This window comes from Acidobacteriota bacterium, from assembly GCA_028874215.1.
GTDB lineage: Bacteria > Acidobacteriota > UBA6911 > RPQK01 > JAJDTT01 > JAJDTT01.
Map to the genome: position 1 here is coordinate 187,006 of JAPPLF010000042.1, position 13,107 is coordinate 200,112.

Annotated in this window: 14 protein-coding genes; 8 read left to right on the top strand and 6 right to left on the bottom strand. The window is 63.8% G+C overall.

Annotated elements, in window-relative coordinates; translation table 11 throughout:
* Positions 1–39 precede the first annotated feature (39 nt).
* The 5 genes from OXT71_08555 to OXT71_08575 all read right to left on the bottom strand — a co-directional run bounded on the left by OXT71_08555 (position 40) and on the right by OXT71_08575 (position 5,600).
* A complete protein-coding gene (locus OXT71_08555) occupies positions 40–1,308 on the bottom strand; it encodes an MFS transporter (GenBank protein MDE2926434.1) in 1,269 nt (422 codons plus the stop codon).
* Between the two features lie 142 nt (positions 1,309–1,450).
* On the bottom strand, positions 1,451–2,614 hold the full coding sequence (locus OXT71_08560; protein ID MDE2926435.1) for a hypothetical protein: 1,164 nt from the start codon (positions 2,612–2,614) through the stop codon (positions 1,451–1,453).
* 44 nt (positions 2,615–2,658) lie between these two features.
* Positions 2,659–3,693 (bottom strand): PfkB family carbohydrate kinase, encoded by a 1,035-nt coding sequence (locus OXT71_08565; GenBank protein MDE2926436.1) that lies wholly within the window; start codon positions 3,691–3,693, stop codon positions 2,659–2,661.
* On the bottom strand, positions 3,690–4,694 hold the full coding sequence (locus tag OXT71_08570; GenBank protein MDE2926437.1) for a hypothetical protein: 1,005 nt from the start codon (positions 4,692–4,694) through the stop codon (positions 3,690–3,692). Before OXT71_08570 ends, OXT71_08565 begins: the two co-directional genes overlap by 4 nt.
* Entirely contained in the window at positions 4,695–5,600 is a 906-nt protein-coding gene (locus OXT71_08575) for an HAD family hydrolase (GenBank protein ID MDE2926438.1), read from the bottom strand.
* Between OXT71_08575 and OXT71_08580 the strand changes: the two genes are divergently transcribed.
* Positions 5,594–6,199, top strand: a complete 606-nt coding sequence (locus tag OXT71_08580) for a pyridoxamine 5'-phosphate oxidase family protein (protein MDE2926439.1) — start codon at positions 5,594–5,596, stop codon at positions 6,197–6,199. The genes OXT71_08575 and OXT71_08580 overlap by 7 nt on opposite strands.
* Before the next feature lie 70 nt (positions 6,200–6,269).
* A complete protein-coding gene (locus OXT71_08585) occupies positions 6,270–6,455 on the top strand; it encodes a hypothetical protein (protein MDE2926440.1) in 186 nt (61 codons plus the stop codon).
* A 16-nt stretch (positions 6,456–6,471) separates the two neighbouring features.
* Here the strand turns inward: OXT71_08585 and OXT71_08590 are convergent, their stop codons facing one another.
* Positions 6,472–8,223: a glutamine--tRNA ligase/YqeY domain fusion protein gene (locus tag OXT71_08590; GenBank protein MDE2926441.1), complete on the bottom strand. Its 1,752-nt coding sequence runs from the start codon at positions 8,221–8,223 to the stop codon at positions 6,472–6,474.
* 183 nt (positions 8,224–8,406) lie between these two features.
* On the opposite strand from OXT71_08590, the gene OXT71_08595 reads away from it, so the two are divergent.
* The 6 genes from OXT71_08595 (at position 8,407) to OXT71_08620 (ending at position 13,091) form a co-directional block, all read left to right on the top strand.
* Complete coding sequence (locus OXT71_08595; protein ID MDE2926442.1) at positions 8,407–8,823, top strand: membrane protease subunit; 417 nt, start codon at positions 8,407–8,409, stop codon at positions 8,821–8,823.
* A gap of 122 nt (positions 8,824–8,945) precedes the next feature.
* Positions 8,946–9,182 (top strand): hypothetical protein, encoded by a 237-nt coding sequence (locus tag OXT71_08600; GenBank protein ID MDE2926443.1) that lies wholly within the window; start codon positions 8,946–8,948, stop codon positions 9,180–9,182.
* On the top strand, positions 9,143–9,598 hold the full coding sequence (locus OXT71_08605; GenBank protein MDE2926444.1) for a type II toxin-antitoxin system VapC family toxin: 456 nt from the start codon (positions 9,143–9,145) through the stop codon (positions 9,596–9,598). The genes OXT71_08600 and OXT71_08605 overlap by 40 nt, the downstream gene beginning before the upstream one ends.
* 277 nt (positions 9,599–9,875) lie before the next feature.
* Positions 9,876–10,010 (top strand): hypothetical protein, encoded by a 135-nt coding sequence (locus OXT71_08610; GenBank protein ID MDE2926445.1) that lies wholly within the window; start codon positions 9,876–9,878, stop codon positions 10,008–10,010.
* An 89-nt stretch (positions 10,011–10,099) separates the two neighbouring features.
* A complete protein-coding gene (locus OXT71_08615) occupies positions 10,100–11,209 on the top strand; it encodes an SMP-30/gluconolactonase/LRE family protein (GenBank protein ID MDE2926446.1) in 1,110 nt (369 codons plus the stop codon).
* A gap of 13 nt (positions 11,210–11,222) precedes the next feature.
* On the top strand, positions 11,223–13,091 hold the full coding sequence (locus OXT71_08620; protein ID MDE2926447.1) for a hypothetical protein: 1,869 nt from the start codon (positions 11,223–11,225) through the stop codon (positions 13,089–13,091).
* Positions 13,092–13,107 lie beyond the last annotated feature (16 nt).

Sequence of the window (13,107 nt, forward strand, 5' to 3'; positions counted from 1 at the left end):
GCGTCGGGGGATTCGGCTCCCCCGGCGAACTACAGGTTTTCAGGCAGCGAGCTTTCCCGACCGGGCGTCCGATCCGGGGCCGGCGTCCGGCTCCCGAAAGACTCGCCAGAAGACGAGGGCGCACAGGGCCGTGATCACTGCGGGCACGGCAAACACGATGTCGTAGCGGGTCGTTCCGCCCACTGTGGCCACCTCCTTGAGCCAGCCTGAGAACAGGCTCCCGATGAACAGTCCGATGCCCAGGACCGCCACGTTGATCAGCGACTGGGCCGAAGCGCGGATATCGGACGGCGCCACCATGTCCGTGTAGATGAACGCCACCACGAAGAAGAAGACGTAGCAGAAACCGTGCAGCGCCAGTGAGCCCACCACGACCCAGACCAGAGTCGGAGCCGTCTCGTACAGCGGCCAGGCGGCCGCAAAGATGACGTAGCGGACGGGCCAGGCCAGGATGCCCACCAGCATGGAGACCCTCACGCCCCAGCGGGCCAAAGCGTAGGGGAGGATCAGCGCCATGGTGAAGATCTCGGCGATCTGACCGATGGTCATCCAGGCGGGCAGATTCTCCGAGGTGATGCCCACTGTGGGACCGATGGTCTGGAGGTAGGGAAAGGTGAGGATGTAGTAGAGCTGCAACTCGGTGGCCACCACGAAGGCGATGATGAAGAAGCTGAGGTAGTTCCGGTCCTTGAGGAGCCCGAACGACTTCCGGAAGGCCAGCGGGTCCGGAGCCTCGCGGGCGGGGGGCGTGTGGGGCAGCGCCAGGGAGAAGAGGCCCAGGACCAGGGAGAATGCAGCCGCCAGGACGAAGGTGTCGATGTAGCCGGCCGCTTCCGTGTCCAGCGCGACCCGCATGCCGGTCAGAGCCCAATTGGCGCCGATCCAACCCAGCGTGCCCCAGACCCGGATGGGCCCGAAGTCCCGCTGTCCGTCGGCCAGATGCTGAAACGCCAGGGCATTGGTCAGGGCCAGGGTGGGCGCGAAGACCAGGCAGTAGAGGAGCATCAGGATCAACATGGCGCCCAGGGTTTCGGTGTACGCCATCCAGAGGAGGAATCCCGCTCCCAGAAGATGAAAGATGGCCAATGCCACCTGGGTCGGAAGCCAGCGGTCGGCGACCTGGCCTCCGGTAAACGGAGCCACCAGGTTGGCCAAGGGAAAGGCCGCGTAGATCAGTCCCAGCCCCCACCCCGAGAACCCCAGTTGCGCTTCCAGGTATCCGGCCAGGGCCGGTGCCCAGGCTCCCCAGATGGCGTACTGCAGGAACATCATCAGGCTGAGCCGGGGATGACTGAACATCCTCTTCATCGATTCCTCTCCTTGCTTCCAAGAAAACGGAGGGGCGATTTCCAATCGCCCGGTCTTCGTCGCCAAATATGCCACACGGGAGTTCGGCGGTTAGGAAACCGCCGGTCCTCCTTTCGTTGTCGGTCGACCAGGCCCCGGACGGTTACGGCAGGGCCCCCACGTCGACGGTCAAGCTCCTGGGTTGGTCATCGCGGCGCTCCCGGATGCGGAGTTGGGCGCCATCGTATTCGGCAGACGCCACGCCCCGGAAGTCGTTGGGGATCCGCGCCAGAAACAGGATGTAGCTCCGGGTGTGGGTTTCTCCCGCGTCCAGGTATTCGTAGACTCCTTTGTCCAACACTTTCCCCAGTTCGAGGAGGGTCGGGAATGGTTGGTGGATCCCCGTGGTCCCGAACTCGAGCCCGCGGGCACTCACCTTCCCCTGGTGCCGGTAACGCCACATGTTCAGCCATGGATACTCGGAGATCTTCCAGAGATAACCCACCAGAAGACCGGCCGAAGGCGTCGCGGCCGTCACCCATCCGTACTCGACTCCGGGGTCGAAGATGAACGCGGTGACGTCGTGTCCCGAGGAGCCGTCGTCGGTGCTGTTGAAGAAACGAAGGTTCGCCGGCGTTCCCCCAATGGAGATCCGGGGCCACCGGTCGGCGTCGTCGGTCGATTGGGGCACCGGTTCCTCCTGGACCAGCCCGTGGGAGGCGTTGCAGTCCACGATGGTGGAGTCGTCCAGGAAGGGAGGAGCGATGCTGGGGTGCTGCACCAGGTTGTAGACGCGTCCCGCCGCCCGGACGTTGGTGACCGCTTCAGTCACCGTGAGGGACGCCTCATTCTCCTGGAGCCGGACGGTTCGCTTCACCTCCATCCCCGCCAGGGGGAGTTCGCATCCCATCCGGAGCTCGCTGTCCGCGGCTTCGCCGGCGCCCGGGTCGAGCCGTTCCCAGACCACCCGGGGAGCTTCTCCGTGGTAGGGCATCCCCATCTTCTCCTCGGCCGGCGACGGGGCGCCCCAGCGGTCGAAGCAGATGAAGTGCCCCTGGAGGTTGGGTCCTTCCGGACTCAGCGGTTCGATATCCTCCGTGGCTCTCCAACTCAGCGGGTTGACGCCGTGGTCCAGATAGTGGAAATCAATGATGCCCCCTCCCCAGCGGTCGAGCGTGACCTGGGAGAGTCCATTCTTCAGGACCATCGAGCGGGGTGTGGACGCCGGCTTCTCCGGAGCAGGCGTGCAACCGGTCATTCCGGCCAGAATCGCCAAGACCAGTCCCAACCATAGAGGGTCGACAAATTCCAGAGTCTTCAAGATCATGTTCATGCTCTCCTGACAGCAGTCTGCGGCTGATATCGCCGCCCCTACAAGTTCTGCTCCCTCCAGCGCGTCAACTGGTGCGCCAGTTGACGCGGCTTCGCCGTACCGGTGACGGCCAGTTGCCGGATCGTGACCGAAGCCGCCAAGTTGCCCACCAGGGCGGCTTCCGGAAGGCTCGCTCCGCCACACAGCGCCAAGACCGCGCCGGCGGTGAAGCTGTCGCCGGCGCCGGTCACGTCCAGGGGACCCTCCACCCGGACGGCCGGCACCCGGGTCAACTCGGGGTCGGTCACCAGAGCTCCCGCATCACCCAGGGTCACACAAATGGGTGCGCCGTTCCGGGACCGGAACCGGGGCAGGGCCTGTCGAATGGAATCGATCGGGACCCTCTCCCCGGGTCCGGGACTGGAACGCCTCACCACCTCGAACTGGTTCGGCTTCAGAATCATGCCGCGGAAGTGGTGGATCTGGGCCCGGCTGTCCGCCCAGAAGATGACCCGGGGGTGACGGAGTGCCAGATTCGTCAAGCCGTCGCGGACCTCGGCAGTCACGACGCCCAGGTCCGGTTGTTCCACCTGATCCTCGATGATGACGGCATCGACACGATCCAGCAGGCCTTCAAGATCGGCCAACATCTCCTGGAGGAGATCCGGCGGGACGGGGTCGCGGTTGCGGATGTCGTACCGCTCGTGTTCGCCGGATAGTTCTTTCCGGGACAGGTCTCTCGGTTTCAAGTAGGTGGGCGTCAGCATTGCCTTCCGGCGCCGCAATCCCCGGGTCGTGCAGCCGATGCGGTCCAGGCACTTCCGCAACTCGAATCCCGGGCCGTCATCCCCGGTGATTCCCAGGGCGTGGATCCGGCCGCAGTCCAGCGCGGCCAGGTTGTTCGCCACCGTTCCGGCGGCGCCGGGACTGGAGCGAACGGCGGCAACCTGGTGGGCACTCTTTCCGGTCTCCAGGCTTCTCTCCTCCAGATCCGGATCGACCTCCAGGTACTGGTCCAGAAAGAAATCTCCCAAGACGGCGACCCGGCACGAGGGGAACCGGCCCGTCAGTTCTTCCAGCCGGGGTCTCTTCATGATTCCGGTGAAGGATCGTTTGCTGAGAGCTCCCCTGCCTGAATCCGGTCGAGGACCAGATCGTAGAGGGCCGGGACCGTCGCCGCGTGGTTCCCCTGGACGTAAAAGCTCTCCCCGCCGTCGGCCACGGTTCGTACCAGGATGGTCTTGAAAGGCCGGAAATAATATCTGGGGTCCGACTTGCCGGCCTCCCGGGAGGTGTCCCCCAGGGGAACCAGGTCGAAGACGGCCGTGGTGAAACGGGCGATGCGCCGGCCTTCCGGGTGAGCCACGTTGCGGGCCATGGCCAGGGCCTTCAGGTAGATCTCGGGTCCCATGACGGCCGACCCGATATTGAGAAAGACTCCACCCTGGAGGCGGGTCACCGACTCGGTGAAGATCAGGAAGTCGGTGTAGGAGGCCGCCCCGGTGGCGGCTCCGTCGAATCCCGGGTGCTGGTGGATGATGTCCTGGCCGATGGAGACGTGGACCGTAGCCGGGACCTGCAGCCGGTAGGCCGCGGCCAGGACGCTCTCTCGCCGGTACGGGAAGGACTCCTCCTGGATCATCCGGCCTACGGCCTCCCCCAGGCCGATCCCGTCCCGAGCCGCGGCTGACGCCGCCTCGTTGATGCGCCCGGTCTCGCGCCAGAGACCAAACTGCCCTTCGGCCACGTAGCGGGCCACGCTCTCGCAGGTCTCCCCCACCAGCGCCAGTTCGAAATCGTGAATGGCGCCGGCGCCGTTGAGGGCCAGGTGGCCCAGGATTCCCCGCTCCATGAGATCGATGAGCAGCGGGGCGTTGCCCTCCCGCAGGACATGCGCGCCGCAGGCGAAAATGACGGATCGGTCCGTCCGAGAGGCTTCCACGATCCGCTTGGCCAGCAGGGGCAGCGCCGGATGCTCGAAAGGTTCTCGACTTCCCTCCGGCCTCTTCGACACGTCCGCCGCCTTCAGGTCGTGGGTCCGCCGGCTCAGGGGCAGAAGGCGCAGGCGGCTGCGGTCGAATTGAGGGAAGGGCATTCACGTTCGCTGGAACAGGCAGCGGATGAGGACCTTCCAGTCCCGGAAGTCGGGCACCAACAGGTCGGCGCCCGCCGCGCTCAACCGTGTTCGTTTCCAGGGATCGGGAGCCCCGCCCGGATTGGCTTCGTCGGTGGCCAGCGCAACGGCGACTCCGCCGCACGACTTTACGTTTTCGATCTCCACGTAACCGTCGCCGAAGCCCACCAACGAGGCGCCTTCGATCCGGTTTTCCCGGAGGATTCGTTGGATGACCATTCGCTTGGAGTGGTTCGCGTAGTCTTCCCGGGCGCCGTAGATGTGGCCACCGAAAAATCCGTCCAGCTCCAGGAGGCGGGCTTCTTCCCGGACGTACTGCTCATCGGTGCCGCTGGCCAGGTAGAGCTGGACTCCATGCTCCCGGAGGGCGCGCAGCATCTGAACCGATCCCGGAACCAGGTAGTCGGCGGGGCGGGCCTTTCCGGTGCGCAGGCGCAGGCGCCGGTGACGGATCTTCTCCATCAGAAGGTCCAGGTAACGGCTCTTGTAGTCCTGAGGATCGGCAGGTGCGCCCCCCCTTTTCCCCAGCTCCTCCGCCAGCCGGATCATCTGGTAAATGGTCTGGCGTCCCGTCAGCTCGGTGACGAAGTCGGTCACCACACGCTCCAGCTCCTCATCGCTCTCGCCGGTGCCGCTCTCCTTCAGGATGTCCACCATCATGGGGATCATGATCTGGGGCCAACCTTCGCGGATCAGGCTGAGCGTGCCGTCGAAGTCGAAGAGGGCGCAACGGGGAGGCCGGGTCCCGGAGACGTCCCGGAGCACCTCGACGGTGGAGGCGTCCAGAAAACCCGGTGTCGCAGGAGTCGTCAGCGCCATAATGAAGAAAAGGATACCGTCAAAGACCAGCGGATGCGAACTTGGCAACCGCTGATTTCGACCTGGAAGGGGACGAGCGAAACCGCTGTCTGGCAGCGGTTGGCGGAGCCCTTGTGAGGCGCCTCCGACTGGGCTATGGTGATCCGGCGATGGGTCGAAAGACGGACGAAGACCGGAGCTGGCGGGGTAAGGTAGGGAAGCTGTCCCCGGCGGAGCTGGAGGAATTCCTGTCCGGAGACCCCATTTGCCGGCTCGGTTGTCTCGACCGGGAGGGATGGCCTTATGTGGTGCCGTGCTGGTTCGAGTACAGTGACGGCGGCTTCTACATCATTCCACGAGCCCGTTCCGCCTGGGCCAGGCACATTCAACGGGAATCCCGGGTGTTTCTGTGCATCGACGACTCCACCCGCTACAATCGGAGGGTCCTGGTACGGGGCGAGGCCGAGGTCCTGGAAGAGCCCAACGTCGGCGGCAGATGGGTCGAGATCGCCCGCAGAATGTCACTGCGCTATCTGGGACACCGGGGACCGGACTATCTGGTTCCGACTCTGAATGAGCCCAGGTGGCTGTTGTTCGTCCGGCCCCGAAAGCTCATGAGCTGGCAAGGGGTCGATTGGGCCAGGCGATACAAGCACGGCGAATGGTAGCGGCCTCGGGCCGCCGCTGGCCGCGGCGTTTTTTGGTGCTGATGTTGGATTATTTCAGGAGGGCGCTCTGATGGCTGGACCCAAGGTCGAAGCGATTTATCAATTGAATCCGAATCACGTGGACTGGCTCAAGCAGATGGCCGACAAGTACGATCTGGGAGATCAGGACAAGGCTCTGCGGGTGGTCATCGACTACGTACTGACCGAGGCCGACGAATCGACGGTCTTCGAAGACATCCGCTGCCTCTACTGCTGATCAGTTTTCCGGGCTGCTAGCGTCGGCCGCGGCGCCGCTTCCGAGCCACCTTTTTCCGGGATTTCCGGATCTTGGCCCAGGCGTCCCGCAGGGTCACGGTGCGATTGAAGACCAGCCGCCCGGGAGACGAATCCTCCGAATCCACGCAGAAATACCCCAGCCGTTCGAACTGCACCCGCCGCCCACCCTGGGCATCGACGAGGCTGGGCTCTAATTTACAGTTCTCGAGCACCTTTAGAGACTCGGGGTTGAGGTTCGAGATGAAGTCCGAACCGGCGCCGGCGTCGTAGGGGTTGTCCTTGGTGAACAGGCTGTCGTAAAGGCGAACCTGAGCGTTCACGGCGTGGGCGGCGGAGACCCAGTGCAAAGTGGCTTTGACCCGTCGTCCGTCGGGCGCATCTCCTCCCCGCGTTGCCGGGTCGTAGGTGCAGCGCAACTCCACGACTCGTCCCTCGTCGTCCTTGACGACGCCGACGCAGGTGATGAAGTAGGCGTAGCGCAGTCGGACCTCGCGTCCGGGGGCCAGCCGGAAGAATCTGCGGGGCGGGTCCTCCATGAAGTCCTCCCGCTCCAGGTAGAGGACTCGTGAGAAGGGGACCTTCCGGACCCCCGCCTCGGGACACTCGGGATTATTGATGGCCGTCAACTCCTCCACCTGGTCGGGAGGATAGTTTTCGATGACCACCCGGAGCGGACGGAGCACGCCCATGACCCGGGGGGAAGTCTGGTTCAGGTGTTGGCGGAGGCTGTGCTCCAGCATCTGCGCCTCCACGATACTGTCTTTCTTGGAGACCCCGACCTTGGCGCAGAAGTCCCGGATCGCTTCCGGCGTGTAGCCCCGGCGGCGCATCCCCGACAGCGTCGGCATGCGGGGATCGTTCCAGCCGCTCACGTAGCCCTCCTTCACCAGCCGGGAGAGTTTTCGCTTGCTCAAGATGGTCTTGGTGATGTTGAGGCGAGCGAACTCGATCTGCTGGGAGCGGTAGATTCCCAGGTTCTCCAGAAACCAGTCGTAAAGGGGACGATGGTCTTCGAACTCCAGGGTGCAGATGGAATGAGTCACCTTCTCGAGGGAGTCGGACTGGCCGTGGGCGAAGTCATAGGTCGGGTAGATGCACCATTTGTCTCCCGTTCGAAGGTGGGAGGCATGGAGGATCCGGTACATGACCGGGTCTCGAAGGTTCAAGTTGCCTGAAGCCATGTCGATGCGGGCCCGGAGCACGTGAGTGCCGTTGGGGAACTCCCCATTCCTCATCCGTTCGAAGAGGTCCAGGTTCTCTTCCACCGTCCGTTCCCGATAGGGGCTGTTGCGGCCCGGCTCGGTGAGAGTGCCCCGGAATTCCCGGATCTGGGTGGCGGTGAGGCTGTCCACATACGCCTTGCCGTCCCGAATGAGTTGACAGGCGAATTCGTAGAGCTGCTCGAAATAGTCCGAGGCGTGGTAGAGGCGGTCCCCCCAGTCGAAGCCGAGCCAGCGCACGTCTTCGAGGATGCTCACCATGTACTCCCGCTCCTCCTTCGTGGGATTGGTGTCGTCGAAGCGCATATTGCAGAGACCCCCGTACTCTTCGGCCAATCCGAAGTCGAGGCAGATGGCCTTGGCGTGCCCGATATGGAGGTAGCCGTTGGGCTCGGGAGGAAATCGGGTCTGGACGCGGCCCTGAAAGCGTCCGGTCTTCAGGTCGTCCTCGAGAATCGCCCGGAGGAAGTCCAATGACCGGGACGGCCGGGCATCTCCCGCCGCTTTGGGGTCCGTCTTTTTCGGCATTCGCCGATTCTAACCCGATTCGGCCAGCCATGGGCAAGCGGCCGGCGCCGGAGCAATCGACCCGGGGCGGCCGGTCCGGCTCGACATTTTCGCGTCGCGTTTTTCTCCCGCTTGGACGTTATAGCGATTGGAGTTGTTGTCGAAAACCGGTGACCACAGGGACTTCTGGAAGGGAGGCAGGCCATGGACTACAAGACGGAAGGTTGGGTGTATGGAACGGTGGTGTCGTGGGGTGTGATCTTCTTCATCGTGGGTGGTATGTACGGTTGCCCGAAATACAAGGTCTGGGAGCAGGGGCTGGCCGGGGAGGCCAAGCTGCGGGAGTCTCAGTCCAGTCGCAAGGTGAGAGTGGAAGAGGCCAAGGCCAGACTCGAATCGGCAAAGTTCGAAAGCCAGGCGGAGATCGAACGGGCCAAGGGAGTGGCGGAGGCCAACCGGATCATTGGGGACAGCCTCAAAGGGAACGAAGCCTACCTGAGATATCTCTGGATTCAGGGACTCCAGGACGGCTCCAGCGAGACCATCTACATCCCCACCGAGGCGAATCTCCCGATCATGGAGGCGACACGGCGACGGGAATCGAGAAGGCCGACGGAGTAGAGAGAGGGGACTCTCTTCCCGGCACGTTGTCCATCCATTTCGCCGGCTGCGAGCGTTGCCGGGAATCTGACGGTTGATGGGCAATGGTATAAATGCATGAGCAGAGCGGAGGATCAGGTCCGATGTCCCATAGAGTCAACATTGTTGTTCAGGATGAAGCGTGGGACGTGTTGGCGAAGCTGCCTCGCGGCGAACGCAGTCGAGCCGTCAGTGTCGCGATTCTGGAATGGGTACGGCTGCGCAAACGTTTGGACGCCGCCGCCAAGATGGATGAGTTGCGCGCCACGATGCCACCGGTCAGCACCGACGAAGTGGTCCGTTGGCTTCGACAAGACCGGGAGCGACGGCCATCAGCGTAGTCGTCCCTGACGCCTCGGTGCTGCTCAAGTGGGTCCTGCCCGGCGACGATGAGCCGGGCACCGCGTCTGCATTGTCGTTGCTTGACGAAGCCCGAGCCGGTGCCATTAAGTTGGCCGTCCCGCAACTCTGGCTCTATGAAGTGGGGAATACTCTGGTCCGCCGGTTCCCCGATCAGGCCAACGATCTTCTGACTTCGCTGGTCGATTTTCAGTTGACGGAAGTGCGGCCCGACGAACGTTGGCGGGAGCAAACCGTGGAACTTGCCATTGCCTACGGCGTCACGTTTTACGATGCTGCCTACCACGCGGTTGCATTGCTTCGAGACGGGATATTCGTCACTGCAGATGAACGCTATATACGTCGAGCATCCGGTGGCGGCAATGTCGTGCTTCTTGGCCGCTGGAGTTCCGTGTGACGTCTCGACCAAGGATCACCACGCTTCCCGCTTGGCCATTCGGCGTAGAGTACTAACGACTGAATCCGGTCGACTCACGTTGATTGCCGCGATATCCAATCGACGGGGGGATCCGGTCGCGCGCCAACGTCTGAGGAATCCCTCCTTTTCCAATTCCTCAAGCCAGGGGTATAGAAGAAGGAGACGTTTGGCGTTGTATGCTTGGGCGCAGGCGAGTATCTGATAGATGTCGGATTGCCCAACATCAAGGGTCTCTTTGGATGTAAGTTCCTTCCACTTGGCGACGAAGCGGGACATCCTTGAGATCAAGGCCGAAGTGGCCGAGGAGTTCAAGACTCTCTACCGCTGGCTCCGGGTCATGGCTGCCGGCATCGTGACGCTGGTGCTTGCTCTTGGCCAACTCGTTTTCTAGTTTGTGAAACGAAAGAGGGCGCCCTCTCAAGGAGTGCCCCTGCTTCATCCTCGCGAATGGATGTGCCATGCTGAGGGGGGAGGTTCAACATGAAGGCAGGCGCCAGCGCGGAATTGACACCAAAACAAGTTCAGACGGCGAGAACTTCGTCCTACCGATGGGACCGGTGGGGGCGGCGCTCCTTCCTGGCGGCTGCGGCGGCCTCGGTTCCCGTCCTGGGCCGGGAATATGGTCCCTCGGCGCAGCCGGTGCGCTATCCGGATCCCGACATCGTGGTGCTGGACCAACGCTTCGCCCGCTACAAATTGGGGAATACCCCCATCCAGCGTCTTTACACCGGAACCCTTTGGGCGGAGGGGCCCGCCTGGAGCGGGGTGGGGCGCTACCTGGTCTGGAGCGACATTCCCAACAACCGCCAACTGCGCTGGCTGGACGAGGACGGACACGTGAGCGTCTTCCGGTCCCCCTCGGGCAACAGCAACGGGAACACGTTCGACTACCAGGGACGCCAGATCTCCTGCGAGCACGGCACCCGGAGGGTGGTCCGCTACGAGCCGGACGGCACGGCGACGGTGCTGGCCGGCGAGTGGGAAGGGAAGCCGCTCAACGCACCCAACGACGCGGTGGTGCATCCGGACGACGGCGCCATCTGGTTCACCGATCCGGGATACGGCAGCCTCATGAACTATGAGGGGCACAAGGGAACGCTCCACATCAAGGAAGCCGTCTACCGGATCGATGCCGTGAGCGGCCGGATGGACAAGGTGACCGACGAGATCTTCAAGCCCAACGGGATCTGCTTCTCTCCAGACTACAAGATGCTCTATGTGGCCGACACCGGCGCCTCCCACTACCCGGAAGCGCCCAAGAACATCAAGGTCTGGGATATCGTCGACGGGAAACGCCTCTCCGGCGGCCGCGAGTTCACCTCCATGGAGTTGAACGGCAAGGCGGGATTCGCGGACGGGATCCGGGCGGACGTGGACGGCAACATCTGGGCCAGCGCCGGCTGGGTCGGAGACGGCTACGACGGAGTCCACATCTTCGCGCCGGACGGAGAACGCATCGGGCAGATCCGCCTCCCCGAGATCTGCGGCAATGTCTGCTTCGGCGGCCGGAAACGGAACCGCCTCTTCATGACCGCCAGCCAATCCCTCTACGCCGTTTACGTGGAGACCCAGGGCGCCCATATCTCCTGACGGCCGGGACTCAATGCCCACGGTTCGGGTCGACCGGGAGCCGCCTTTCAAGCTCTCCATGACGGTGGACTTCTTCGGCGACGGGGGCCGGGGCCTCTACACGCCCCGCACCCTGGACCTGATGATGCGGGAGGCCCGCCGCCTGGGCGTCAGCCGGGTTTACTGGCAGTACCTGGGAGACCTGGAGCAGCACCGGTACGGCGCCGGGACCAACATGCTTCGCACCCCCTGGGCGAAGTACGGACCCCGCACGTTGGCGGCCGTCGGCGAGCCGCTGGAAGCCGCCGTGGGGGCGGCTCACCGGCGCGGGCTGGAGATCTTCGGTGTCCTGAAGCCCTACCACACCGGGATGTCGGCCACCTTTCCCGAAGGCTCTCCCGAATCGGATCCCGACACCCCCATGAGCCGGATCGGGGGCAGCCTCCAGTGCTTCAACCCCTTCATGGAGCGGTTTCCCCACACCCGGATTCAACGCCGTCCCCTCAAGGGTCCACCGGACCTTCAGTCCCTTCCCATCCGCCAGATCCGCCTGATCAAGCGGGACGATTCCCCCACCCGGATCCGGGCCCGGCATCTGGAGATCTGGAGCAGTCCGGACAACTACCGCTACCGGCGCCGGCGGATGGGCTTCCGGCTCGAAGAGACGGTGGAGCCCTGCTTCCAAAAAATTCGAGACTATTACGGGCAAACAGTTTCTGAGAAAGGAGATCCTGTCCGGGTTCTCAATCTCACCGGCCTCGATCTTCGAGATCGCTATCTGGTGTTGGCCACAAACTTCAAAGCTGGACCCGCCGACTTCGAGAACACGGCTCTGGGAATGATCCAGGTCTTCGGTCCGGATCGCGAACCTCTGCCCATCGTGGTGGCCACCGGCGACGCCACCTGGGTTCGGCCGCGCGACTTTCGGACTTACGGTCTGGAGTTCGACTCGGGTTACGGCACCCGCCGGTTCCATCTGGATGGCGTTCGCAGACCGGGCGCCGAAGGGACGACGCCGGAAGGATCGCAGACCAGTTCCTGGCATGAACACCGCGCCGAGCTGGGCCGGGGGGCCGGAGGCGGTTTCATTGCATTCGCCCGGGGCAAGAACGAATATCTTCCGGCCGCGCCGTGCGAGTTCCATCCCGAGGTGCAGCGACTCTGGAACTGGCGGGTCAACCGCATGTTGGAGAAGGGGGTCGACGGCGTGGTGCTCCGGGTGTCGGCCCATGGAACCCTCACCGACGAGCCCTATGAGTACGGGTTCAACCCGCCCGTAGTGGAGGCCTACCGTAAACGCTACGGTGTCGACATCAGGCGCGAAGACTTCGATCCGGACCTCCTGGGCGCTCTCCGCGGCGAGGCCTACACCCGATTCGTCCGCGACGCCAGCGCCATGACCCGGAGAGCCGGCAAGCTCTTCCAGGTGCAGGTCCACACCGAGGCCTTCCGCCCCGATCCCGTCTTCGGTCAGCTCATGGGTTTCCCGGCCAACGTCCACTTCGCCTGGCGTCAGTGGCTGGAAGAAGGACTCGCCGACGCCGTGACCCTGAGATCCAGTTGGTACGAGGCCGCGGAGGATCCGTTGGACGGAACTCCCGCCCGGAGGAGCAAGCTGACAAACATCCTGGCCGACCCGGTGGTCTCCGAGGTCCTGGGGGTGACGGATCGTCTGGCCCTGCCGGTCTACCTGAACCGGTACGTGGCCCGGGCCATCCCCATCGAGGAGTATGTCGGCGACATGGAGCGGACCTGGCGGGACCGCCGCTTCGCCGGCTTCGATCTCTACGAGTTCTTCCACCTGGCCCGTGCCACGCCCGACGGTGCGCGGCTGGTCCCGGTCCTGGATCGAATGCGCCACATCCGGCGGAAGGCCAGGGAACTGGGTCTGGTGGAGAATTGAGGCTGGCGGACCGGAG

Excerpts from the sequence above, each read along its gene's own strand:
- OXT71_08555 (MDE2926434.1), bottom strand. The coding sequence starts at position 1,308 with ATGAAGAGGATGTTCAGTCATCCCCGGCTCAGCCTGATGATGTTCCTG.
- OXT71_08560 (MDE2926435.1), bottom strand. The coding sequence starts at position 2,614 with ATGATCTTGAAGACTCTGGAATTTGTCGACCCTCTATGGTTGGGACTG.
- OXT71_08565 (MDE2926436.1), bottom strand. The coding sequence starts at position 3,693 with ATGAAGAGACCCCGGCTGGAAGAACTGACGGGCCGGTTCCCCTCGTGC.
- OXT71_08570 (MDE2926437.1), bottom strand. The coding sequence starts at position 4,694 with ATGCCCTTCCCTCAATTCGACCGCAGCCGCCTGCGCCTTCTGCCCCTG.
- OXT71_08585 (MDE2926440.1), top strand. The coding sequence starts at position 6,270 with ATGGCTGGACCCAAGGTCGAAGCGATTTATCAATTGAATCCGAATCAC.
- OXT71_08590 (MDE2926441.1), bottom strand. The coding sequence starts at position 8,223 with ATGCCGAAAAAGACGGACCCCAAAGCGGCGGGAGATGCCCGGCCGTCC.
- OXT71_08595 (MDE2926442.1), top strand. The coding sequence starts at position 8,407 with ATGGACTACAAGACGGAAGGTTGGGTGTATGGAACGGTGGTGTCGTGG.
- OXT71_08600 (MDE2926443.1), top strand. The coding sequence starts at position 8,946 with ATGTCCCATAGAGTCAACATTGTTGTTCAGGATGAAGCGTGGGACGTG.
- OXT71_08615 (MDE2926446.1), top strand. The coding sequence starts at position 10,100 with ATGAAGGCAGGCGCCAGCGCGGAATTGACACCAAAACAAGTTCAGACG.
- OXT71_08620 (MDE2926447.1), top strand. The coding sequence starts at position 11,223 with ATGCCCACGGTTCGGGTCGACCGGGAGCCGCCTTTCAAGCTCTCCATG.